This is a genomic window from Aeromicrobium sp. UC242_57 (assembly GCF_044452305.1).
Classification (GTDB): Bacteria; Actinomycetota; Actinomycetes; order Propionibacteriales; family Nocardioidaceae; genus Aeromicrobium.
Map to the genome: position 1 here is coordinate 418251 of NZ_JBIOAM010000001.1, position 22729 is coordinate 440979.

22 protein-coding genes and 8 pseudogenes are annotated in these 22729 nt (G+C 67.8%); 18 read left to right on the forward strand and 12 right to left on the reverse strand.

Going from position 1 to position 22729, the window contains the following annotated elements:
• Positions 1-77: 77 nt before the first annotated feature.
• The 3 genes and pseudogenes from ACHMWU_RS02805 to ACHMWU_RS02815 form a co-directional block, all read left to right on the forward strand.
• A pseudogene (locus ACHMWU_RS02805) lies at positions 78-590 on the forward strand (ABC transporter ATP-binding protein); the annotation flags it as partial.
• A gap of 419 nt (positions 591-1009) precedes the next feature.
• On the forward strand, positions 1010-1996 hold the full coding sequence (locus ACHMWU_RS02810) for an ABC transporter permease (RefSeq protein WP_396041569.1): 987 nt from the start codon (positions 1010-1012) through the stop codon (positions 1994-1996).
• On the forward strand, positions 1972-2175 hold the full coding sequence (locus ACHMWU_RS02815) for a hypothetical protein (protein WP_396041570.1): 204 nt from the start codon (positions 1972-1974) through the stop codon (positions 2173-2175). The genes ACHMWU_RS02810 and ACHMWU_RS02815 overlap by 25 nt, the downstream gene beginning before the upstream one ends.
• Here the strand turns inward: ACHMWU_RS02815 and lipB are convergent.
• Positions 2165-2886, reverse strand: a pseudogene (lipB, locus tag ACHMWU_RS02820) (lipoyl(octanoyl) transferase LipB). The gene ACHMWU_RS02815 and the pseudogene lipB overlap by 11 nt on opposite strands.
• A 45-nt stretch (positions 2887-2931) precedes the next feature.
• Here lipB and ACHMWU_RS02825 point away from each other — a divergent pair.
• Complete coding sequence (locus tag ACHMWU_RS02825) at positions 2932-3423, forward strand: hypothetical protein (RefSeq protein WP_396041571.1); 492 nt, start codon at positions 2932-2934, stop codon at positions 3421-3423.
• On the opposite strand, the gene ACHMWU_RS02830 is transcribed toward ACHMWU_RS02825, so the two are convergent.
• Positions 3395-3496: a DUF664 domain-containing protein gene (locus ACHMWU_RS02830; protein ID WP_396041572.1), complete on the reverse strand. Its 102-nt coding sequence runs from the start codon at positions 3494-3496 to the stop codon at positions 3395-3397. The two genes, ACHMWU_RS02825 and ACHMWU_RS02830, sit on opposite strands and share 29 nt — an antisense overlap.
• 59 nt (positions 3497-3555) lie before the next feature.
• Between ACHMWU_RS02830 and ACHMWU_RS02835 the strand changes: the two genes are divergently transcribed.
• Positions 3556-3831, forward strand: a complete 276-nt coding sequence (locus ACHMWU_RS02835; RefSeq protein ID WP_396041573.1) for a hypothetical protein — start codon at positions 3556-3558, stop codon at positions 3829-3831.
• Positions 3832-3901: 70 nt separating this feature from the next.
• Here the strand turns inward: ACHMWU_RS02835 and ACHMWU_RS02840 are convergent, their stop codons facing one another.
• The 5 genes and pseudogenes from ACHMWU_RS02840 to lpdA all read right to left on the reverse strand — a co-directional run bounded on the left by ACHMWU_RS02840 (position 3902) and on the right by lpdA (position 7987).
• Positions 3902-4144, reverse strand: a complete 243-nt coding sequence (locus ACHMWU_RS02840) for a DUF1731 domain-containing protein (RefSeq protein ID WP_396041574.1) — start codon at positions 4142-4144, stop codon at positions 3902-3904.
• A gap of 60 nt (positions 4145-4204) precedes the next feature.
• Complete coding sequence (locus ACHMWU_RS02845) at positions 4205-4426, reverse strand: hypothetical protein (RefSeq protein ID WP_396041575.1); 222 nt, start codon at positions 4424-4426, stop codon at positions 4205-4207.
• Positions 4420-4791: an NAD-dependent epimerase/dehydratase family protein gene (locus tag ACHMWU_RS02850; protein ID WP_396041576.1), complete on the reverse strand. Its 372-nt coding sequence runs from the start codon at positions 4789-4791 to the stop codon at positions 4420-4422. The genes ACHMWU_RS02845 and ACHMWU_RS02850 overlap by 7 nt, the downstream gene beginning before the upstream one ends.
• Before the next feature lie 4 nt (positions 4792-4795).
• A pseudogene (gene sucB / locus ACHMWU_RS02855) lies at positions 4796-6592 on the reverse strand (2-oxoglutarate dehydrogenase, E2 component, dihydrolipoamide succinyltransferase).
• Between the two features lie 14 nt (positions 6593-6606).
• Positions 6607-7987 (reverse strand): annotated as a pseudogene (lpdA, locus tag ACHMWU_RS02860) (dihydrolipoyl dehydrogenase).
• Positions 7988-8092: 105 nt separating this feature from the next.
• Here lpdA and ACHMWU_RS02865 point away from each other — a divergent pair.
• Positions 8093-8668, forward strand: a complete 576-nt coding sequence (locus ACHMWU_RS02865; RefSeq protein ID WP_396041577.1) for a hypothetical protein — start codon at positions 8093-8095, stop codon at positions 8666-8668.
• A 3-nt stretch (positions 8669-8671) separates the two neighbouring features.
• On the opposite strand, the gene ACHMWU_RS02870 is transcribed toward ACHMWU_RS02865, so the two are convergent.
• From ACHMWU_RS02870 to ACHMWU_RS02885, 4 genes are read right to left on the reverse strand one after another with little or no spacing between them, the layout of a single operon-like run.
• Positions 8672-9169 carry a hypothetical protein gene (locus tag ACHMWU_RS02870; RefSeq protein ID WP_396041578.1) on the reverse strand — a complete coding sequence of 166 codons (498 nt, stop codon included), beginning with the start codon at positions 9167-9169 and terminating at the stop codon, positions 8672-8674.
• Complete coding sequence (locus tag ACHMWU_RS02875; protein ID WP_396041579.1) at positions 9123-10046, reverse strand: serine hydrolase domain-containing protein; 924 nt, start codon at positions 10044-10046, stop codon at positions 9123-9125. Before ACHMWU_RS02875 ends, ACHMWU_RS02870 begins: the two co-directional genes overlap by 47 nt.
• 2 nt (positions 10047-10048) lie before the next feature.
• Positions 10049-11176, reverse strand: coding sequence for a leucyl aminopeptidase (locus ACHMWU_RS02880; protein WP_396041836.1), 1128 nt, complete (start codon positions 11174-11176; stop codon positions 10049-10051).
• On the reverse strand, positions 11074-11496 hold the full coding sequence (locus ACHMWU_RS02885) for a M17 family peptidase N-terminal domain-containing protein (protein WP_396041580.1): 423 nt from the start codon (positions 11494-11496) through the stop codon (positions 11074-11076). The genes ACHMWU_RS02880 and ACHMWU_RS02885 overlap by 103 nt, the downstream gene beginning before the upstream one ends.
• A 102-nt stretch (positions 11497-11598) precedes the next feature.
• Between ACHMWU_RS02885 and gcvT the strand changes: the two genes are divergently transcribed.
• Both gcvT and ACHMWU_RS02895 read left to right on the forward strand, forming a co-directional pair.
• On the forward strand, positions 11599-12654 hold the full coding sequence (gene gcvT, locus ACHMWU_RS02890; RefSeq protein ID WP_396041581.1) for a glycine cleavage system aminomethyltransferase GcvT: 1056 nt from the start codon (positions 11599-11601) through the stop codon (positions 12652-12654).
• Between the two features lie 43 nt (positions 12655-12697).
• Positions 12698-12856: a hypothetical protein gene (locus tag ACHMWU_RS02895; protein WP_396041582.1), complete on the forward strand. Its 159-nt coding sequence runs from the start codon at positions 12698-12700 to the stop codon at positions 12854-12856.
• 25 nt (positions 12857-12881) lie between these two features.
• On the opposite strand, the gene ACHMWU_RS02900 is transcribed toward ACHMWU_RS02895, so the two are convergent.
• A complete protein-coding gene (locus ACHMWU_RS02900) occupies positions 12882-13439 on the reverse strand; it encodes a DUF3043 domain-containing protein (RefSeq protein ID WP_396041583.1) in 558 nt (185 codons plus the stop codon).
• 30 nt (positions 13440-13469) lie between these two features.
• Here ACHMWU_RS02900 and ACHMWU_RS02905 point away from each other — a divergent pair, with 30 nt between their 5' ends.
• The 10 genes and pseudogenes from ACHMWU_RS02905 to ACHMWU_RS02950 all read left to right on the forward strand — a co-directional run bounded on the left by ACHMWU_RS02905 (position 13470) and on the right by ACHMWU_RS02950 (position 22714).
• A complete protein-coding gene (locus ACHMWU_RS02905; RefSeq protein WP_396041584.1) occupies positions 13470-14195 on the forward strand; it encodes a PspA/IM30 family protein in 726 nt (241 codons plus the stop codon).
• Positions 14196-14446: 251 nt separating this feature from the next.
• A pseudogene (locus ACHMWU_RS02910) lies at positions 14447-15063 on the forward strand (M48 family metalloprotease).
• Between the two features lie 22 nt (positions 15064-15085).
• Positions 15086-15655 (forward strand): hypothetical protein, encoded by a 570-nt coding sequence (locus tag ACHMWU_RS02915; protein WP_396041585.1) that lies wholly within the window; start codon positions 15086-15088, stop codon positions 15653-15655.
• Positions 15656-15681: 26 nt separating this feature from the next.
• A pseudogene (locus ACHMWU_RS02920) lies at positions 15682-16950 on the forward strand (aminotransferase class I/II-fold pyridoxal phosphate-dependent enzyme).
• The gene (locus ACHMWU_RS02925; RefSeq protein WP_396041837.1) at positions 16947-18062 is read left to right on the forward strand and encodes a glycerate kinase; all 1116 of its coding nucleotides are present in this window, start codon (positions 16947-16949) and stop codon (positions 18060-18062) included. Before ACHMWU_RS02920 ends, ACHMWU_RS02925 begins: the two are co-directional and overlap by 4 nt.
• A gap of 95 nt (positions 18063-18157) precedes the next feature.
• On the forward strand, positions 18158-18535 hold the full coding sequence (locus tag ACHMWU_RS02930) for a HesB/IscA family protein (RefSeq protein WP_396041586.1): 378 nt from the start codon (positions 18158-18160) through the stop codon (positions 18533-18535).
• A 65-nt stretch (positions 18536-18600) separates the two neighbouring features.
• Entirely contained in the window at positions 18601-19206 is a 606-nt protein-coding gene (locus tag ACHMWU_RS02935) for a PfkB family carbohydrate kinase (protein ID WP_396041838.1), read from the forward strand.
• Positions 19089-20420 (forward strand): annotated as a pseudogene (coxB, locus tag ACHMWU_RS02940) (cytochrome c oxidase subunit II); the annotation flags it as partial. The gene ACHMWU_RS02935 and the pseudogene coxB, both read left to right, overlap by 118 nt.
• Positions 20421-20564: 144 nt before the next feature.
• Positions 20565-22236 (forward strand): annotated as a pseudogene (gene ctaD / locus ACHMWU_RS02945) (cytochrome c oxidase subunit I); the annotation flags it as partial.
• 82 nt (positions 22237-22318) lie between these two features.
• Positions 22319-22714 carry a cytochrome c oxidase subunit 4 gene (locus ACHMWU_RS02950; protein WP_396041587.1) on the forward strand — a complete coding sequence of 132 codons (396 nt, stop codon included), beginning with the start codon at positions 22319-22321 and terminating at the stop codon, positions 22712-22714.
• The last annotated feature ends 15 nt before the right edge of the window (positions 22715-22729 follow it).

Below are 22729 nucleotides of genomic sequence, written 5' to 3' on the forward strand. Positions count from 1 at the left end.
GCGTCCCCCGAACGGATGAGGGCTATCTCGTCCCCGCGACCGATGCCCCGGAGGCCGACTCCGCCTAGCGTGGACTCATGTTGGAGATCAGCTCACTGACCAGGGTCTACGACCAACGCACTGTCGTGGACGACATCAGCTTCGAGGTGCGGCCGGGACGGGTCACGGGCTTCGTCGGTGCCAACGGAGCCGGCAAGACCACCACGATGCGCATGATCCTCGGGGTCCTGTCGCCGAGCTCGGGTGAGGTCCGGTGGAACGGTGCACCCATCAGCACAGCGCAACGTCGCCGATTCGGCTACATGCCGGAGGAGCGCGGCCTGTACCCGCGGATGAAGATCCGCGAACAGCTGGTCTTCCTCGCCCGTCTGCACGGGATGAGCCGATCGGCATCTGAGGCCAGGGCCACGGCGCTGCTGGAGCACTTCGATCTCGGCGACCGGGCCGACGACGTGCTCGACAGCTTGTCGTTGGGCAATCAGCAGCGGGTTCAGATCGCCGCTGCGGTGATCCACCATCCCGACGCCCTGGTGCTCGACGAGCCCTTCAGCGGTCTTGACCCCATGGCCGTCGACGCGATGGCCGAGCTGCTGGTCAAGGAGGCCGGCGACAAGCCGTTGCTGTTCTCGAGCCATCAGCTCGACCTGGTCGAGCGGTTGTGTGACGACCTGGTGATCCTGTCCAACGGGCGGGTCGTCGCGGCAGGTCCGGTCGAGGAGCTCCGTGGCCGTGGCGCTGACCGCTACCGCGTGGTGCTCGACGGTGCGGATGCCGCCTGGATCCGTGACCTCCGGGGCATCGTGGTGCGTGACATCGACGGCTCGACGGCGCTGGTCGACCTCGACGGTGTCACGGCCTCGACGCTCCTCGGCCAGATCGTCGCCCGAGAACCTGTTGCGGAGTTCGCGCAGGTCCGCCAACCCCTGTCCTCGATCTTCCGGGAGGTCATCCGATCAGCACGCAGACATCCACCGCGCAGACATCCACGCCACAGACCGACGACGCCTCGGTGCGTGGGGCCTGGCGGGTCGTCGCCGAGCGGGAGATCACGACGCGGATCCAGCAGAAGTCGTTCCGGTACAGCATCCTGGCGCTGGTCGTCGGCATCGCCGCCATGGTGGTGCTGGCCTCGGTGCTCGGCGGTCGTCCGACCGACTACAAGGTCGGCGTCGTCGACCAGGAGACCGCCGCCATCGTCAAGGCGGCAGCGCCCGCGATCGATCGCGCTGACGAGGGGTCGACGATCGAGGCTCGTGACTTCGACTCGGCCGCCGCAGCTGAGCGGGCCGTGCGCGATGGCGACGTCGACGCGGCGCTCGTCAGGACTGACGCCGGCTACGAGGTCATCGGCGAGAACAAGATCGACGGCACGCTGTCGACCGCACTGACGACGATCGCCTCGCAGCAGGCGCTCGAACGCAATGCGCAGGCGCAGGACGTCGACCTCGAGCAGCTCGTGGCCGGCTCGGCGGTGGCAGAGCGTCTGCTCGACCCGGACGCCGACGATGCGGGAGCGCGTAGCGCCACGGCTTTCGTGTTCGTCCTGCTGTTCTACCTGACAGCGGTCATGTTCGGCATGACGATCGCGCAGAGCGTCGTGCAGGAGAAGGAGAGCCGCGTCGTCGAGATCCTCGCCGCTGCGGTGCCCATCCGGGCGCTGCTGTGGGGCAAGATCGTCGGCAACTCGGTGCTGGCCCTGTTCCAGATCGTGGTGATGGTCGGGACGGGAGTCATTGCGCTGGCCCTGACCGGAGAGAAGGACCTGCTGTCGGCGATCGGCCCGGCTGCGGCCTGGTACATCGCGTTCTTCGTGCTCGGCTTCGTGGCCCTGTCGGGGCTGTGGGCTGTGGCCGGCTCGCTGGCATCCCGCCAGGAAGACCTGGGGTCGACGACGATGCCGGACAGATCATCCTGTTCGCGCCCTACATGCTCGCCGTCACCGCGGGTGCGGGCGTCAAGACCGTCGTGTCGATGCTTCCGGTGGTCTCGGCGATGATCATGCCGTCGCGCATGGCCGAGGGCTCGGTACCGGCCTGGCAGATCGCCGTCGCGCTGGGCGTCAACGTCGTCGGAGCGTTCTTGCTCGTGCGTTTCGCGGCCCGACTCTACGAGCGCACGTTGATGCGGACCGAACGCAAGATCGGCTTCGGGGAAGCGATGCGACTCAGCGAATGACGACCGTGCCGACCGGCACAGCAACGCCGGTCGGCTCGGGCTCGTGCAGGTCGGGCGCCGGTGTGTACGGGTTCCAGGCGAGCATCTCGCGCAGATGCGGCTTGATGGCCTCGGCAGCCTCCCGCACCCTCACGGTGCGGCCCAGCTCGGCCGACAGCGACGTCACGCCGGCATCGGCGATGCCGCACGGCACGAACCGGTCGTAGTACGACAGGTCGACATCGGTGTTGAGCGAGAAGCCGTGCATCGTCACGCCGCGCGAGACCCGGATACCGATGGCGCCGACCTTGCGCTCAGCGCGGGCCGACGTCGCGGCGATCCACACTCCGGAGCGTCCCTGCACGCGACCGGTCGCCACGCCGAGGTCAGCTGCTGCACGGATCATCGCCTCTTCGACCCGACGCACGTAGTCGACGACGAGCACGTGGGAGGGCAGCTTCGTGATGGGGTAGCCGACGAGCTGGCCGGGACCGTGAACGTGATCTTGCCGCCGCGGTCGACGTCGACGACCGGCGTGCCGTCGAAGGGGCGTTCGTGCGGCTCGGTACGGCGGCCGGCCGTGTAGACGGCGGGGTGCTCGAGGAACAGCGCGGTGTCGGCGATCTCGTCGAGCGCGCGCCGGGCGTGCAGGTCTCGCTGCAGCTGCCAGGCCTCCTCGAAGTCGATGGCGTTGCCGCCGTACCAGTCTTCGAGGATCTCGAGCGTCGTCACGTCTTCCAGCGTATCTCTCGCTCCCGATGGCCTGTGGACGGCCAGGTGCAGGATCAGCGGGCACCGACCACAGTGACCGGATGGACCTGTTCTGGGCAGTCATCATGTCGATTCGTCAGCTGTCACCGGCCCCCCGACGACCAGTGGGCGGCCGCGCTGGCCCAGCTGGACGCCACCCGGGCCCGGGCCTTCGCCGAGGCCGACCTGCGTCACCTCGACGAGGTCTATGCGGCAGGCAGCCCGGCGAAGCTCGCCGATGCGGCGACCATCAGCGCCTACGCGCGCCGGGGCGGCCGCGTCCACGGTGCGCAGCTGCGCATCCTGAGCTGCCGGGTCGTGTCGGTCGCCGAGCGACGTGTCCGGCTCGACGTCGTCGAGGAGCTTGGCCCGTCGCGGGTGGTCTGGAACGACACGACGAGCAGCGCGCTGCCGCAGGATCGGCCGTCTCGGCGGGTCGTCACGCTGGTGCGGACCCGTGTGGGGTGGTTGATCGCGGGTTCGCGCGATGTCAGTCCTCGCCGGTCAGCCCGTCGGTGAGCTCACGTGCGATGTCGAGGTGGCCGGCGTGCCGGACATGCTCCTGCAGGACGTGGAACAAGATCGCCAGCAACGTGGACGGTCATCACTGGGTGCGAACCGTCCACCGACGGCTGCGGCTGCGGTCGGGGCGTGGGACGCGACGATCTCTCGGGTGTGCTGGCCTCCCTCGTCGAGCGCCTGCAAGATCTCGTCGAGCGGCCGGACCGTGACCCAGCTGCCGGACGCGTCGCGGTCGCCGTGCGGGTCGGAGACGTCCTCGGCCAAGAAGCCCCACACCAGCCAGCGGCGCTCCATGTGGGCCAGGTGCTCGACGGCTGGGGGATCGTCCACCCAGAGGGGACGAGCGAGCGTTCGAGCTGTGCGGCGGTCAGCCCCGACGCCTTGCGGCGGATCTCAGCGCGGTAGAAGTCGAGGTACTCGACCAGTCGCGCCACCGGATCGGTGACCGTCGAGCCGGGCTCGGGGAGCGACCCGGTCATGGGCGTGCTGTGGCCAGAGCTGCGCGAAGATCAGGTTCGGAGAAGGTGAATCCGGCCTCTGACAGGGCGCCAGGCGAGACTCGCAACGAGCCGAGCAGGTCGTCGGCGATACCCGCCGAGGGCCGCCCTGACCGCGAAGCCCGGAACGGCCAAGAACGTCGGACGGCGAACAGCCTCGCCAAGCTGCCGGGTGAACTCGGCGTTCGTGACGGTCTCGGGCATGGAGAAGTTGAAGGCACCGGACGCGTTCTCGTCCTCGAGGAGGAACGTCACGCCGCGGACCCAGTCATTGCGTGAGATCAGCGACATGTGCTGACGACCGTTGCCCAGCCGAGCCCCGCCGCCGAGCTTCCACACCGGCAGCATGGCTCGAGGACGCCGCCCTGGGGGTCGAGCACGAGCGACGTGCGCACGAAGCAGGTGCGTGCACCGGCCGCGATGGCCGGTGCTGCTGCGGCCTCCCAGGCGTGGCTGACGTCGGCGAGAAATCCCTGGCCGGGAGTGCTGTGCTCGGTCAGCACCTCGTCGCCCCGGTCGGTTCCGTACCACGACATCCCCGAGCCGGAGATGAAGACGGTCGGGTCGTCGATGCTGCGATCGCCTTGGCGAGAGTCGCCGTGGCGTCGACCCGCGAAGCCAGGATCTCCTTCTTGCGGGCCGAGGTGCGTGGCCACTGCGAGATGGGGGAGCCGGACAGGTTGACGACGGCATCGGCCCGGTCGATCAGCACCTGGTCGATACGACCGGCGTGCGGATCCCAGGCCGATGCGTCGTCGGAAGGATGACCCGAGCGGATCAGCCGGGTGACCTCATGTCCTCGCTCACGCAAGGACGTCGTCAGTGCTGCGCCGAGGAACCCCGACGCACCACCGACGACGACATGCATGAGATCAGGACCCGAGCTCTGCTTCGAACGATCCGGCCTCGAGGCGCTGCTTGACGGCGGTCAGGAAGCGACCGGCGTCAGCACCGTCGACGATGCGGTGATCGTAGGTCAGCGCGAGATAGGCCATGCTGCGCACCGAGATGCTGTCATTGCCCTGCGAGTCGGTGACGACGACAGGACGCTTGACGACCGCACCGACACCCAGGATCGCGACCTGCGGCTGGTTGATGATCGGCGTGTCGAACAGTGCGCCGTTGCTGCCCAGGTTGGTGATCGTGAAGGTCGCGCCGGACAGCTCGTCGGGCGTGATCTTGTTGGTCCGGGTGCGCTCGGCCGCATCAGCGATCTTGCGCGCCAGACCAGCGATCGACAGGTCGCCGGCATCCTTGATCGTCGGCACGAGCAGACCGCGCTCGGTGTCGACGGCGATGCCGAGGTGCTCGCCCGCCGGGTAGGTGATCGTCCCGGCCTCGAGATCGAGCGCCGAGTTGAGCTGCGGGTACGACTTGAGTGCCTCGATGGCTGCCTTCGCGAAGAACGGCAGGTACGTCAGCTTGACGCCCTCACGCTCGAGGAAGGCGTTCTTGTGGCGACCGCGCAGACGGGCCACCTCGGTGACGTCGACCTCGTGGACCTGCGTGCGCTGGGCCGAGACCTGCAGCGACTCGACCATGCGCGAGGCGATGACCTTGCGCAGTCGGGTGACCTTCTCGGTCTTGCCGCGCAGGGCCGAAGCCTCGGCAGCGGGTGCTGCGGCGGCCGGAGCCGCTGCAGCGGGAGCTTGCCTCGGCCGGCTTGGCGGCCGCGTCGAGCACGTCCTGCTTGCGGATGCGTCCGCCGACTCCGGTGCCCGTGACGGACGACAGGTCGACGTCGTGCTGCTTGGCGGCTTGCGCACGATCGGGGTGACGTACGAGTCGCCGTTGCTCTCGGCCGGTGCCGCGGCGGCGGGTGCCGGAGCAGCAGCTTCAGGCTCTGCGGCCGGGGTCGGCTCGGGAGCCGGCGGCGGGGGCGGCGGTGCCGGGGTCGGCTCGGGAGCCGGCTCGGCAGGTGCTGCCTCAGGCTGGGCCTCTGCGGCCGGGGCTGCTTCGGGCTCTGGCTCGGGAGCCGGGGCCTCGGAGGAAGCAGCGCCACCCGCGGCGCCGATGACGGCCAGGACAGCGCCGACCTCGACGGTCTCGTCCTCGGCAGCGCGGATCTCGAGCAGAGTTCCGGCGACCGGGGACGGGATCTCGGTGTCGACCTTGTCGGTCGAGATCTCCAGGAGCGGCTCGTCGACGGCAACCTCGTCGCCGACCTGCTTGAGCCACTGCGTGACGGTGCCTTCGGTGACGCTCTCGCCCAGAGCGGGCAGCGTCACGTCGGTGCCCTCACCCGAGGCGGGGGCGGTGTCGGCCTGCGGGGCCGGGGCGGTCTCGGCAGCGTCGTGCTTTTCCTCGGCGCTGTCGTCGGGCTGGTTCGAGCGCTCTTCGGCAACCGCTTCGGGCTCGGGCTCTGCGGCAGGTGCCTCTTCGGCTGCAGGCTCCTCGGCTGCGGGGGCAGCGTCGTCGCCGGCGCTCTCACCCTCTTCACCGATGATCGCCAGGACGGCGCCGACCTCGACGGTGTCGTCCTCGGCGGCGCGGATCTCGAGCAGAGTTCCGGCGACAGGGGACGGGATCTCGGTGTCGACCTTGTCGGTCGAGATCTCGAGGAGCGGCTCGTCGACGGCAACCGTGTCGCCGACCTGCTTGAGCCATTGGGTGACGGTGCCTTCGGTGACGCTTTCGCCGAGAGCAGGAAGTGTGACTTGCGTGGCCATGATGGTCTCCGGTCTCAGGCGTGCGAGTGAAGCGGCTTGCCGGCAAGGGCGAGCGCAGCTTCTCCGAGCGCTTCGTTCTGGGTGGGATGGGCGTGGATGAACTGGGCGACGTCCTCGGGGTAGGCCTCCCAGTTGACGATCAGGGAGGCCTCGCCGACCTGTTCGCCGTAGCGCGCACCGATCATGTGGACGCCGACGATGGGACCATTCTTTTCACGCAGAGCTTGATGCTGCCAGCAGTTCCGAGGATCTGCGACTTGCCGTTGCCGCCGAGGTTGTACTCGACCGTCTCGACACCGTCGTCGCCGAACTTCTCCCGGGCCTGGGGCTCGGTGATGCCGACCGACGCGATCTCGGGATCGCAGTACGTGACGCGGGGGATGCCCAGTCGATGACGGGCTGCGGGTTGAGGCCTGCGATCTCCTCGGCGACGAAGATGCCGTGGGCGAAGCCGCGGTGGGCCAGCTGCAGGCCGGGAACGAGGTCGCCGACCGCGAAGACGCCGTCGACGTTGGTCGCCAGGCGCTCGTTGGTGGGCACCCAGCCGCGGTCGACGGTGATGCCTGCCTCTTCGTAGCCCATGCCGGCGGAGTTGGGTCCGCGGCCGACGGCGACGAGCACCAGATCGGTCTCGATCGTGTCGCCGTTCTCGAGCGTCACGGTGACACCGGACTCGGTCTGGTTGACCGACTGGAACTTCACGCCGGTCTTGAAGTTGATCTTGCGCTTGCGGAACGCGCGCTCGAGCTGCTTGCTCAGCGACGGGTCCTCCAGCGGGATGAGACTCGGCAGGCCCTCGATGATCGTGACGTCGGCGCCGAACGACTTCCAGACGCTGGCGAACTCGACGCCGATGACGCTGCCGCCGATGATGACGACCTTCTCGGGAACTTCGCTCATCGTCAGCGCCTCGGTGGAGGTGATGACCCGTCCGCCGATCTCGAGACCGAGCGTGCGGGAGACCGATCCGGTCGCGAGCACGACGTTGGTGCCGGTGTAGCGCTCGCCGTTGACCTCGACGGTCTTGGCGTCGACGAGCTTGCCCTCACCCTCGACGACAGTGATGCCGCCGGACTTGATGAGGCCCTGCAGGCCCTTGTAGAGACGGTCGATGACGCCGTCCTTGTAGCCATTGACGGCGGGCATGTCGATGCCGTCGAAGGTGGCCTTCACACCGAAGTGTGAGCTCTCACGGGTGTTGTCTGCGACCTCGGCCGCATGGAGAAGGGCCTTGGTGGGGATGCATCCTGTGTGCAGGCATGTCCCTCCCAGCTTGGCCTTCTCGATCAGTGCTACTGACTTGCCGAGCTGCACGGCGCGGAGTGCGCAGGCGTAACCGCCACTTCCGCCGCCGAGAATCACAATGTCGAAGTTGTTGCCGGCGCCGTCCGCCACGGTGTCCTCCTGAGGATCTCTCTTGGCTTCATCTTGTCACTGAGGACAAGGACGCTGCCACCGGGGTTGATCGTGGCCGCCTTGTCGATCGGGCACACTTATGCCATGGGAATCTTCCGTGGCCGAAAGGCTCGCACCGAGGCCGGGGCGGTCATATCCGACCGCAACTCCAGCCGGGCCGACCTCGACTCCTTGCGCGAGTTCGCCGAGTCGCGCCGGGGGGTCGAGGCGTGGATCGAGCCCCAGACCTCGGTGACCCAGACGACGCTGCTTCTCGTTGCCCACGACGGCGAGTCGATCCGACGACGAGTCGCCTCGGCGCAGGCCGGTCACGACTTCGCTCGCAAGAAGCTGCAGATCCCGGTCTACGACTCCAACCTGGTTCCGATCCCGGCGCGCAAGCGCGAGTACGACCTGCGCAAGGCGAAGGTCTCCTCGCCGTCGGCCGCGTCGCAGACGTCAGCTCCGCCCAAGCAGCAGACTCCGCGTGAGCTGGCCGCGATCATGACGTTGGAGTCGATCGCCAAGGTCGATCCACTGCCGACCGATCCGTCGTTCGAGCAGCTGATGAAGCCTTACCGCAGTGCGCGCAAGCAGGCGCACCCCGACCGTCTCGGCGGCGATCGCACCAAGTGGGACACCGTCGAGGACGCGGCCCGCAGCCTCGGCCTGCCCGACTGACGATCACTGACGATCCACGTGCGGCCGGATCAGTGCCAGCCGTCGGGGGAGACGTCGCCAGGAATCTCGACCGTCGGGTCGTAGGGCGTCCGGGTGAACACGAAGCTCGCCAGCACGAGTCGGCACGGTGTGCCGGCGTCGTCCCGCTCGACGACCAGCGGCTCGCCGCGGTAGTAGGCGTCGAGCCCGGTCCAGCCGTCTGCGGTGCGCTCGAACCGAGCGCCTCGGCCCTCGCCCGGGCTCGCCGAGGCGCAGGCCGCCGTCGGCTTCGAGCGACAGGTTGAAGGCGTACGTGCCCCAGTACCAGGGTCCGACGAGGTCGAGCTCATGGCTCTGGGTGCTGTCGGCGCTCCACGGGGTCGGGGCGACGGGCTCGCGCTCGCGCAGCAGGGTGAGCAGATCGGGTCCGAGCGGACCGAGGCCGCTGGTGGCGTTGGCCATCACGACGACGCCGTCACCGGTCTCGAGGTCGACCCGCAGGCCTGCCAGGAAGCCGGGCATCGATCCACCGTGACCGCCGTAGCGGCGTCCGGCGTCGTTCCACATCTGCCAGCCGAGACCGTGCGCGCCGCCCCAGGGTGCGCCGGGGACGTCGTTGACCGCGATGGGATGCAGCATCTCGGCCAGGGTCTCGGGCGCGAGCACCCCCCTCGGTGCGTCCGGCGACGAACGCCGCCCAGGTCGCCAGGTCGTGGACGGTCGACCAGAGCTGACCGGCCGGCGCCATCGAGGCTGCGTCGTGCTCGGGCTCGACGTGCACGAGATCGGACAGGGGATGGACGGCCAGTCCGGGTGCCGCCGGAGCCACAGGTCGCAGCGTCGTGCGCGACATGCCGAGCGGGTCGAGGATGCCGGTCTGGACGGCTTGGTGCCAGGGCACTCCGCGCAGGCGGGTGATCAGCTCGCCGAGCACGCCGTAGCCGACGTTCGTGTAGTGGTACGTCGTGCCGGGCGTGAACCGCAGGTTCAGCCCGCCGGCCAGCAGCTCGTCCCACGGGCCTCCGGCCGTCCGCTCCCACCAGCCACCGGAGGTCTCGGCCTGGAGGCCCGAGGTGTGGCTGAGCAGCTGGGCGATCGTGACGTGCCCGAACGGCAGCTCGGGAAGGTGGGTGCCGATCGTGTCGGCCAGGTCGAGCTGGCCGGCATCACGCAACCGCAAGACCTCGACTGCGACGAACGTCTTGGAGATCGAGCCGATCCGGTACTGCGTGTCGGCGGACGGTGCAGGTCCGTCGGCGCGGGCATCGAGCGTCCCGGCGCCGCCCGACCAGATCAGCTCACCGTCGCGGACGAGCCCGGCCACGACCGAAGGCAGCCGCTGCCGAGATTGCTCTGCTGCGAGCCGTTGGCGCAGGGCGGCCGTCGTCGAGGCGTCCAAGCTCATCGAGCAGCGGCGAGCTCTGTCGCCAGGGCGACCAGGGTGCGGACGCTCGTGCCGGTTCCGCCGACCGGTGTGTAGTCGACCGCGGAGCCCTCGTTGAATGCCGGTCCGGCGATGTCGAGGTGCGCCCACGAGACGTCGCCCACGAACTCCCGCAGGAACGCGGCGGCGAAGAGTGCGCCACCGTAAGACTTCGGGTTGTGCTGGCGCAGGTCGGCGATCGAGGAGGACGTCACGATGCCCTTCATCTCCTCGGTGATCGGCAGCGGCCACATCGACTCGCCGGCCGTCTTGGCGGCCGCGATGATCGTGTCGCTGAGTGCCTCGTCATTGCCCAGGACGCCGGACGTGTTCTGCCCCAGCGCGACCATGCAGGCGCCGGTCAGGGTCGCGACGTCGACGATGTGATCGGGCTTGGCGTCGACCGCCAGCGAGAGCCCGTCGGCCAGCACGAGGCGTCCCTCGGCGTCGGTGTTGTGCACCTCGACCGTCGCGCCGCTACGCATGTGCAGGACGTCACCAGGGCGCGTCGCGGCGCCGCTGGGCATGTTCTCGGCGATGCAGGCGAAGGTCGTGATCTTGATCGGCAGGCCGAGGCGTGCGATCGCGACGGTCGCGGCGGCCACGGCCGCAGCGCCAGCCATGTCGCACTTCATGGTCTGCATCGACGCGCCCGGCTTGATCGATAGTCCTCCCGAGTCGAACGTGATGCCCTTGCCCACCAGCGCCAGGTGGGCCACCGGCTTCTCGGGCTCGTAGGTCATCGTGACGAGGCGCGGGGGAGCGTCCGATCCCTGGCCGACGCCGAGGATGCCGCCGCACTTCTCCTTCGCGAGCCGCTTCTCGTCCCAGACCGCGATCTTGACGTCGCTGCCTGCGTGGGCCGTGATGGCCTCGGCGAAGTCGGCGGGACGCTTGTCTCCGGGAGGGGTGTTGACCCAGTCGCGGGCGACGTTGACCGCGGCGGCCACCGTCGCGGCGCGCTCTGCGGCCTGCGTGGCGGTCGACTGTCGGGCGAACGGTGTCAGGATGACGGCGCTCTCGAGCTCGGGCTTCTTCTTGTCGTCCTTCTTCTTCGTCTTGTACGTGTCGTAGGAGTACGCGCCCAGCGCGATGCCCTCGGCGATCGCCTCGACCTCGTCGACCCGGCAGGATGCAGCGCGAAGGCGATGCTGGTGGCGTTGGTCGCTGCGCGCAGGCCTTTGGCTGCGGCGCGGCGCAGGTCTTCGGCCGTCGGCTCGTCGGGCAGCGCGAGCGCGACGACGACAGGAGCCTTGGTCAGTCCGCCGGACGGGAATCGGACCGACTGGCCCTTGTCGCCGGTGAAACCGAGCAGCTCGAGCAGGGGAGCGAGCTCACCGCGGTCCTCGGTGCTGCGGATTCCGAGCACCAGGACATCGGCGCTGGCAGTGGTCGGCTTCGAAGTGCTGAGGGTGACAGTCGGCATGTCTGCCACTCTAGGTCGCGGCCTGCGGCGATGCGAGTCTCGTCTAGGTTGTGGTCATGGACCTGCTTCATTCCCCGCTGCACGACCGCCATGTCGAACTAGGTGCCAAGCTCGCCTGAGTTCGGCGGCTGGGAGATGCCGTTGGAGTACGCCGGCGGCGGTGTGCTGGCCGAGCACAAGGCGGTCCGTGAGGGTGTCGGGCTGTTCGACGTCAGCCACCTGGGCAAGGCACTGGTCCGCGGGTCCGGCGCCGCTGAGCTCGTCAACGCGTGCTTCACCAACGACCTGGCCCGCATCCAGCCCGGTCAGGCTCAGTACACGCTGTGCTGCGACGACGACGGCGGCACGGTCGACGACCTGATCGCCTACCTGCGCAACGACTTCGAGGTGTTCCTGATCCCGAACGCCGCCAACACCGCGGCCGTCGTGGAGCGCCTGCGGGCAGCCGCCCCGGCCGGCGTGGAGGTCACCGATCTGCACCGGGAGTACGCGATCCTGGCGATCCAGGGACCGTCGAGCGACGAGGTGCTGCAGGCCCTCGACCTTCCGGTCGATCACCAGTACATGTCGTTCGCCGATGCGACGATCGCCGGGTGCGACATCACGGTCTGCCGAACCGGCTACACCGGCGAGCGCGGGTACGAGCTGGTCGTGCCGAGCGCCTCTGCCGTCCAGGTGTGGGACGCGGTCGTGGCTGCCGGTGAGCCGTTCGGCATCCGGGCCTGCGGTCTCGGCGCCCGCGACACACTACGTACCGAGATGGGCTACCCGCTGCACGGGCACGAGCTGTCACCCGAGATCAGCCCGGTCATGGCCCGGGCCGGGTGGGCCGTCGGCTGGAAGAAGCCGACGTTCTGGGGCAAGGACGCCCTCGAGACCCAGCGGGCCGAGAAGACGGTCCGCACGTTGCGTGGGCTTGCGGCTCAGGGCCGCGGCATCCCACGGCCGGGCATGACGGTGCTCGACGCCGAGGGCGTCGAGATCGGCGAGGTCACGTCCGGCACGTTCTCGCCGACGCTGCGCCAAGGCATCGCGCTTGCACTCATCGAGCCTTCCACCCAAGATGGCGCCACGGTGATCGTCGACGTGCGCGGCCGCTCCGAGGCGTTCACCGTCACCAAGCCCCCGTTCGTCGAACCCTCGACCAAGGAGTCATGACATACGCTGGACCTGGACGTTTGAAAGCTCGACCGGCGAGGTCGTGGGACGCTCGGAGACGTTCGAGAGCCGGGGCGACGCCGAGTCGTGGGTCGGCGAGGCCTTCGGCGACCTGCTCGACCAGGGCATCGACCAGGTTCGCCTGTTCGACGCCGAGACCGAGGTCTACGGCCCGATGTCGCTGCACGCCGAGAACAACTGACGCTGGCGCAAGGAGCGGGGAAACCTCAGCGGTAGGTGTCGCTGAGGGTCTCGCCGCGCTTGACCTGCACCTTGGGCAGGCGGAAGCGACGCAGCTGCGTGCTGCGGAGCACGGCGTACGTCGTCGTGCCCTTGAGCGAGTCGTCACCGAACCGGGCCCTGAGCTCGCGCTTGAGCCCGCGCACCATGATGACCTCGTCGACGATGGTGCCGAGGATCACGATCGGGTAGACGACCGAGCTGAGGATCGTGTTGAGGTCTTTGCTGATGCTGCCGGTGACCATGAACAAGATCAGCAGCACGATCAGAAACGGCAGCAAGAACTCGGCGACGTTGAACCGACGGTCGACGTAGTCGCGGCAGAAACGGCGCACGGGACCCTGCTCGCGGGCGGGCAGGTAGCGCTCGTCACCGCTCTTGAGCGCCTCACGCTGCTTGGCGCGCTGCGCCTCACGGGCAGCCCGTTCGCGCTTGGCCTGCTCCTTGCGGCTGGTCGGCGTCTTCATCTGCTTCTTGCGAGCAGCCTCGGCCTCTTTGCGACTGGGGGTCGCGCGTCCCTTGCCTGCTTCTGTCTCGTCTGCCACGGGCGCAACCCTACCCGTAGGCTTGAGGGCATGAGCATCCGCAAGCGCATCGCCAAGTGGTGGGAATCGCGCTCCTCCGCCAGTGCGAGTCCGGAGAAGCTGAAAGAGCGCTTGGACGAGACCTACCGCGAGCAGACCGCGCTGCTCCGCCAGGTGCGCAGGGGAGTGGCCGACGTCGCGACGAGTCGCAAGCGGGTCGAGCTCCAGCTGGCCACGATCGCCCAGCAGGCCTCACAGCTCGACGACCAGGCCCGTCAGGCCGTGGCGCACGGCAACGACGAGGAAGCCCGCGCTCTGCTGATGCACAAGGTGACGTTGGAGAAGTCCGGCGCAGATCTGCAGCAGCGTCACGCCGACCTGAAGGCTGAGGAGTCCAAGCTCGAGCTGGCCGCCATGAAGGTCGAGCAGGAGGTCGAGAGCTTCCGGGTCCGCAAGGACACGCTGTCGGCGCGCCACACCGCGGCGACCGCCCGTGCCGAGATCAACAGCGCGACGAGCGGCATCAGCTCGACGGTCAGCGAGGTCGGACAGGCGATGGAGTCGGCCGAGCGTCGCACCCGTGAGCTCGAGGCGACCGCCGACGCGGTCGACGAGCTCGTCGCCGACGGCGTCGTCGGCAAGCACGGGGTGTCAGACGACGAGCTGTGGTCGCGGCAGTTCGACGCCGCCCTCGACGGGGCCGAGGTCGATCGTCAGCTCGAGCAGATCTCGACCCAGAAGAAGGACGGTCATGGCCCGCAGCAGATTCAAGACTGACCGCGGGCTGTCGCTGCGCATGGGCGGCGTCAGCTTCGGCCTCGGCGCCCTCTACATCGTCTTCGGCGCAGTGCTGTTCACGGTCATGGGCAACGAGCTCGCTGGCCTTGGTCATCGTCCTGGCCATGGCGTGGGGGCAGTGGTACTTCTCCGACACCTTGGCCCTGAAGTCGATGAACGCGCAGGTCGTCGAGCCGGCCCAGGCGCCCGAGCTGCACGCCATGATCGACCGGCTCTGTGCCCTCGCCGACATGCCCAAGCCGCGGGTCGCGATCGCGGTGACCGACATGCCCAACGCCTTCGCCACTGGGCGTTCGCCCAAGCACTCGGCGGTGTGCGTGACGACCGGCATCATGCAGCGCCTCGACGCCGACGGCTCGAAGGCGTCCTGTCGCACGAGCTGGCGCACGTCGCCAACCGTGACGTCACGGTCATGACGGTGGCCTCGTCGCTGGGCCTGCTCGCCGGCTTCATCACCCGGTGGGGCATGTACGCCAGCAACATGTTCGGCGGCCGCAACAAGAACAACGGTGCCGTTTTCCTGGTCGTCTTCCTGGTCAGCATGGTCGTGTACGCCGTCAGCTTCGTCCTGACCCGCTCGTTGTCGCGCTACCGCGAGCTCAGCGCTGACCGCAGCGGTGCCTACCTCACGGGACGTCCGTCCAAGCTGGCCTCCGCGCTGGTCAAGATCTCCGGCGACATGGCCAGCATCCCCAACCGCGACCTGCGCGAGGGACAGGCGATCAGCGCCTTCTTCTTCGCCCCGGCGATCAACCGGGAGTCGATCGGCGCGATGTTCGCGACCCACCCGCCGCTGCAGCAGCGGCTCGACCAGCTGGCCAAGGTCAGCGCCGAGCTCTCGGAGTAGACCGGGCAGATAGTCTCGAGCGATGGGCTTCTTCGACTCGATCCTCGGCCGCAGCAAACCGCCGGAGGCAGACCTCGACGTGTTGTTCGCCGTGCCCCAGGCCGCGATCTCGTTGCAGGTCGAGGGTTTCACCGCGACGGGCTCGGGCTCGGTGTGCTTCCGTGACACCGAGGGCAATGCCGACGACCTGGTCATGGCCGATGCCGAGCGACTGATCACCTCGTCGCCCGGATCGACCGTGACCCGCAGCGACGACCGGTTCGGCTTCCACTGGCTGACGGTGACCCGCGCCGACGGCGACGTCTCCGGGCTCGTCACCGATCTGCACGCCGTCAACACCTCGCTGGTCGACGCTGGCTTCGGGCCGTCCTTGCTGTGCTCGACGGTCACGTTCACGACCGCGGCCGGCAAGCCGTTCGGTCTGGTGTACCTCTTCAAGCAGGGCACGTTCTACCCGTTCGCCCCCGATGGCGAGAGCCGACGCGACAATGCGCTGGAGCTGCAGGCGCGCGGTGTCGTCGCCGGCGACGTGCCGGTCGAGGCCGATCTGACGAAGTGGCTCGCGATCTGGGGTGCGCCCGGTCTGTCGTGATGGGCGACGGACGATAGATTGGCCGCGTGAGCTTCGACGCCTTCTCCCGTGACCAGATCCAGGCCCTCTTCGACGAGCAGACCACGGCATATCGTGCGCTGCAGAACCGTGGACTCAAGCTCGACCTGACGCGCGGCAAGCCCTCGCCAGAACAGCTCGACCTGTCCAGCGAGCTTGTTGAACCTGCCGGGCGACGACTTCGCCTCGGCCAACGGCACCGACACCCGCAACTACGGCGGCCTGAACGGGCTTGCCGAGATCCGCGAGATCTTCGCCCCGATCATGCAGGTTCCGGTCGACCAGATCGTCGCCGGCGACAACGCGAGCCTCGCGGTGATGCACGACAACCTGGTCTTCGCGCTGTTCCACGGCGTACCCGGCTCCGAGCAGCCGTGGGGTGCCGAGGAAGAGGTCAAGTTCGTCTGCCCGGTTCCCGGCTACGACCGCCACTTCGCGCTGCTCGAGGAGTACGGCATCGAGATGATCCCGGTGACGCTCAACGAAGACGGCCCCGACATCGACGCGCTGCGCGAGATCGTCAAGGACCCTGCGGTCAAGGGCATGTGGCTCGTCCCGACCTACAGCAACCCGACCGGCGCGGTCGTCAGCACCGAGATCGCCGCCGAGCTGGCGTCGCTGCAGACCGCCGCCCCCGACTTCCGCATCTTCTGGGACAACGCTTATGCGGTGCACCACCTCACCGACGAGCAGACCAAGACCGCCGACATCCTGGGGCTGTGCACTGCGGCCGGTCACCCCGACCGCGCCGTGGTCTTCGCCTCGACGTCCAAGATCACCTTCGCCGGTTCGGGAGTGGCTTCTTCGGCAGCTCGACCGCCAACGTCGAGTGGTACCTGCGCCACCTGAGCAAGCGGACCATCGGTCCCGACAAGGTCAACCACCTGCGTCATGCTCGCTACCTCAAGAACACCGAGGGCGTGCACGCGCTGATGGACCAGCACCGCGCGATCCTGGCCCCGAAGTTCGAGACTGTCGTGAAGCTGCTGCGTGCGGGCCTCGGCGAGTACGGCGTCGCGTCCTGGACCGAGCCGACCGGTGGCTACTTCGTCAGCCTCGACGTGCTCGACGGCACGGCGACCCGCGTCATCGAGCTGGCCGGTGAGGCCGGTGTCGTCATGACGGGCGCCGGTGCGGCCTTCCCGTACGGCGACGACCCGCGCGACCGCAACGTCCGCATCGCACCGTCCTACCCGTCGCCCGAAGACCTGGAGCTGGCGATCGAGGTGCTCGTGACCTGCGTCCTGATCGCGGCCGCAGAACAGGCCCTCGCCTGAGGGTCCTCGTCGCGCCGGACTCGTTCGGCGGGACGTTGTCGGCTCCCGAGGCCGCTCGTGCGATCGCCGAGGGCTGGCAGCGCCATGCACCTGACGATGTCCTGACGACCGCCGCGATGTCCGACGGCGGACCGGGCTTCGTCGACGTCCTGCACGCCGCGCTCGGCGGAGAGCTCGTCGTCGAGGTCGTGCGCGGGCCCCTGAGCGCCGCGGTGCCGGTCACGGTGCTGGCGGTGGGAGACACGACCTATGTCGAGAGCGCTCAGGCGTGCGGGCTGCACCTGGACGACGTCCGCGATCCGCTCCACGCCACGACCTTCGGGGTCGGCGACGTCATCGCCCGGTCCATCGACGTGGGCGCCCGGCGCATCGTCGTCGGCCTCGGCGGCAGCGCGACCAACGACGGGGGAGCCGGCCTGCTCGCGGCACTCGGCGCGACGGCTGACGTCCCCCTCGACGCCGGCCCCACGGGACTGGCGGGCGTGACCCGGGTCGACCTGGCACGGGCACTGGCCCGGGTGCAAGGTGTCGAGCTCGTCATCGCGTCCGACGTCGACGTCCCGCTGCTCGGCATGTTCGGAGCCACCAAGACCTTCGGGCCCCAGAAGGGGCTGACCGACGACCAGATCATCTCGGTCGACGGCGTCCTCGACCGGTTCGTCGCAGCGACGTGCGGCTCCACCCCGGCCGAACGCCGTCTCGCCGACGCCAAGGGTGCGGGAGCCGCCGGCGGTCTCGGCTTCGCGCTCATGCTGCTCGGCGGCACGCGGGTGTCCGGCATCGACCTGGTCGCCGACCTGGTCGGGCTGACGGCTCAGTCCGCCCAGCACGACCTCGTCGTCACGGGGGAGGGCACGTACGACTTCTCCTCGCGGGCCGGCAAGGTCGTCTACGGCGTCGCGGCCGTCGCCGCAGCCGCCGCCCGCCCCTGCATCGTCCTGGCCGGCCAGGTCGAGGTCGGCTCCCGAGAGATGCGGGCCATGGGTGTCGAAGCCGCCTACGGCGTCACCAGCTACATCAGCCTCGAGGCGTCGATGGCCGCACCCGCACAGCACCTGAGCGATCTCGCCGAACGCGTCGCACGGACGTGGTCGCCCCAGCATCAGGATTGACGGCGTACGATGGAATGGAATCGCTGCGGCACGCGTTGTGGAATGACGAGGGTGCAACGTGACGAGTCCTCAAGACCAGACCATGGGAGTTACACATGACAGTTGAGACCGACCAGTCCAGTGTCGCGGAACCGATCACTGAGGCGGCCACGGGCGTCAGCCTCACCGAAGGCGCCGCATCCAAGGTCGCGAGCCTGCTCGCCCAAGAAGGCCGCGACGACCTCTCGCTTCGCATCGCCGTGCAGCCGGGCGGTTGTTCCGGACTGCGCTACCAGCTCTTCTTCGACGAGCGCTCGCTCGACGGCGACCAGATGTTCCCCTTCGGCGACGTCAGCGTCGTCGTCGACCGGATGAGCCTGCCGTACCTCGGCGGCGCGACGATCGACTTCGTCGACACGATCGAGAAGCAGGGTTTCACGATCGACAACCCCGCCGCGACCGGCTCCTGCGCCTGCGGTGACTCCTTCAACTGACCAGCATCAGTCAAGGTCACACCAACGCCCTCCTGCACCAGCAGGAGGGCGTCGACTATTGTGTGATGGTGCACCTTGCCATCGCTGGATCGATTGCCCATCGACCACCTCATGACTTTCGACGGGAAGTTCGCCGACCCGCTCGTGCCGGACCAGCTCGACAAGATCTCCCTCTCGTCTCCTGGTCAACGACCTCGACGTCCGCCGCGGGGGCGGTGCCGCCAACATCGCCTTCGCCCTCGCGCAAGCTCGGCCACCGGCCGCTCCTGGTCGGCGCCGTCGGTCACGACTTCGACGTCGAGTACCGCGGCTGGCTTGATGCCGCTGGCGTCGACACCAGTGGAGTACAGGTCTCCGAGACCCGCCACACCGCTCGCTGCTTCGTGTGCACCACCACTCCGACATGGCGCAGATCGCGACGTTCTACGCCGGTGCGATGGCCGAGGCCCGCGACATCGACATCACGTCGGTCGGCTCCGACTTCGACCTCGTGCTCGTCGGCCCCGACGACCCCGAGGGCATGCTCCGGCACACCCGGGCATGCCGCGACAACGGCATCCCGTTCGCCGCCGACCCCTCGCAGCAGCTCGCGTGGGCCGAAGGTGACGTCATCCGCGACCTCATCGACGGTGCGACCTACCTGTTCAGCAACGACTACGAGTCGGCACTGATCCAGCAGAAGACCGGCTGGACGGCCGACGAGGTGCGCGCGCACGTCGGCACCCAGATCGTCACCCGCGGCAAGGACGGCGTCACGGTCTATCCCGCAGGCGACGCCGCACCGATCGAGGTCGGCGCCATCGAAGGCGTCGTCGCCGTCGACCCCACCGGGGTCGGTGACAGCTTCCGCGCCGGATTCCTGGCCGGCATCGCGGCCGGACTCACTTCGAACGCTCCGCGCAGATCGGTTGCACGATCGCCGCGAGCGTCGTCGAGACGAAGGGCACGCAGGAGTACGCGCTCGACCGCGACAGCTTCCTCAAGCGGATCGGCACGACCTACGGCGAAACGGCCCGTGCCGACGTCGATGCGGCCCTCTGATCGCATGAACACTCATAGCAGATCCCAAAATCAACACAGGCTTACCTCACCATCTCGGCGGCATAGGTCTGCGTTAAGGTTCTTGAAGTCATCTCGTGACAGTCATGGTCTAGAAAGGCGCCTCGTGGGTCGGATGAAATGGGCGGTTCTACTCGTGGCCGCCGTCGTACTGAGCGGCTGTTCACCAGACGCTGATAATGACTTGCAGCGACTGGGCCTGCCGATCGGCAGCACAGACCGCACCCAAGACATCTGGGAGCTTCGGCTGGGCGCCTGGATCGCCGTGCTGGTCATCTTCCTGGTCGTCTTCGGCCTGATCGTCTACGCCGCGATCCGCTACCGTCGCCGCAGCGACGACGAGGTGCCGGCGCAGATCCGCGACAACCTGCCGATCCAGGCGCTGTACACCTTCGCACCGGTCATCATCGTCGCGGTGTTCTTCTTCCACACCGTCACGTCGCAGAACAACGTGCTCGAGAAGGTCGACAACCCCGATCACACGATCGAGGTCGTCGGCAGCAAGTGGCAGTGGGCGTTCAACTACCTCGACGAGGACGCCACGAACGGCGAAGACGTCTACGACATCGGCACGCCGCAAGATCCCACCGAGCTCTGGCTCCCGGTCGACGAGTCGATTCGCTTCGTGCTCAAGTCGCCCGACGTGATCCACTCGTTCTGGATCCCCGAGTTCTACTTCAAGATGGACGTCGTTCCCGGCAAGATCAACTCCTTCGACCTGTCTCCGACACGCGAAGGTGAGTTCGTCGGACGCTGCGCGAGTTGTTGCGGCCTCTACCACTCACGCATGATCTTCAAGGTGAACGTCGTCTCGCGCGCCGACTACGATAAGCACCTCGCCGAGCTCAAGAAGGCCGGCCAGATCGGAGCCCCCGAGGGCTCCAAGAAGGCCAGCGAGATCGCAGGTCTCGAAGGCGACGTCAAGACTGGGAACGTCACGCGGCGTTCAGGGAGATGGGTCAGTGTCCTGATGACTAGCGACGCAACAGCAGCATTCGACGACGCTTCAGACCGGGCGGTGACGCGCGAGCGCACCCTCGGCCAGAAGATCGTCCACAGTTCTGACGACGACCGATCACAAGGTGATCGGCAACATGTACCTCATCACGTCGTTCGCCTTCTTCATCATCGGCGGCGTCCTGGCGCTGCTGATCCGCGCTGCAGCTGGCTCAGCCCGGCACGCAGATCGTCGACGACGAGACGTACAACCAGCTGTTCACGATGCACGGCACGATCATGCTGCTGATGTTCGCGACGCCGCTGTTCTTCGGCTTCTCCAACGCGATCATGCCGCTGCAGATCGGTGCTCCCGACGTCGCCTTCCCGCGACTCAACATGTTCAGTTACTGGCTGTACCTGTTCGGCAGCCTCATCGTGGTCTCCGGTTTCTTCGTGCCCGGCGGTGCCGCAAGCTCGGCTGGTTCGCGTATGCCCCGTTGAGTGATGCGGTCAACTCGCCAGGGGTCGGCGGTGACCTCTGGGTCATGGGTCTGTGGATGTCAGGACTCGGCACGATCCTGGGTGCGGTCAACTTCATCACCACGATCTTCACGATGCGTGCGCCCGGCATGACGATGTTCCGCATGCCGATCTTCGTCTGGAACACCTTGGTCACCAGCATGCTGGTCCTCATCGCGTTCCCGATCTTCGCCGCAGCGCTGCTCTCGCTCGAGGCCGATCGTCGCCTCGGCGCCCACGTGTTCGACCCCGCCAACGGCGGACCGATCCTGTGGCAGCACCTGTTCTGGTTCTTCGGTCACCCGAGGTCTACATCATCGCCCTGCCGTTCTTCGGCATCATCAGCGAGATCCTGCCGGTCTTCGCCCGCAAGCCGATCTTCGGCTACGTCGGACTCGTCGCGGCAACGCTGATGATCGCTGCCCTGTCGGTCGCGGTGTGGGCTCACCACATGTTCGTCACCGGCTCGGTCGACCTGGCGTTCTTCTCCTTCATGACGTTCCTCATCGCGGTGCCTACCGGCGTGAAGTTCTTCAACTGGATCGGCACGCTATGGGGCGGATCTCTGTCCTTCGACACGCCGCTGATCTTCTCGCTGGGCTTCCTGACGACCTTCCTCTTCGGCGGTCTGACCGGTGTCATCCTGGCGTCGCCGACCCTCGACTTCCAGCTTGTCCGACAGCTACTTCGTCGTGGCGCACTTCCACTACGTCGTGTTCGGCACCGTGGTGTTCGCGATGTTCGCGGGCTTCTACTACTGGTGGCCCAAGCTGACCGGCCGGATGCTCGATCGAGAAGCTCGGCAAGATCCACTTCTGGCTGCTGTTCATCGGCTTCCACCTGACGTTCCTGGTCCAGCACTGGCTCGGCGTCGAGGGCTTCCCTCGCCGCTACGCCGACTACGGTCCGGGCGACGGCTTCACGACGCTCAACGAGATCTCGTCGGTGGGTGCCTTCCTGCTGGGCGCGTCGACCCTGCCGTTCTTCTACAACATCTGGAAGTCGCGCAAGGCACCTCTGGTCGGCCTGAACGACCCGTGGGCTGGGGACGTTCGCTCGAGTGGGCGACGAGCTCACCGCCGCCGCGTCACAACTTCGTGTCGCTGCCGCGCATCAGGTCCGAGAGCCCCGCTTTCGACCTGCACCACCCGGAGGTGGCTGCTCTCGCTCGCCCACAACCCGGGAGAGACATCCAAGTTTGCCGACGCACCAGATGTCGACGGCAAGCAAGAAGCCATCGGCGATGCGAAGGGCGAGCACTGATCCATGAAGGCCGAAACTTGGACAATCCTGTCGTGCGGAATCTTCTTCGCACTGATTGCTCCGATCTACTGGGTGCTGACCAAGGATCCGACCGGTACCACGGCGCTCGTCATGACGACGCTGCTGTGCGTGCTGCTGGGCTTCTACCTGGCCGTCGTGGCCAAGCAGATCCCCGACCGTCCCGAGGACCGCAGCGACGGCGAGATCGCTGAAGGCGCTGGCGAGCAGGGCTTCTTCCCGCCCTACAGCTGGTGGCCGCTGTTCTGCGCCCTGGCGCTGGCCGTCGTCGTGCTGGGTGTCGTCATCGGTTGGTGGCTGTTCATCATCGGCTGCGGCATCGGCGCAGTCATGGTCTGCGGCTGGATCTTCGAGTACTACCGAGGTATCCACGCTCACTGATCGGCAACGATTTTC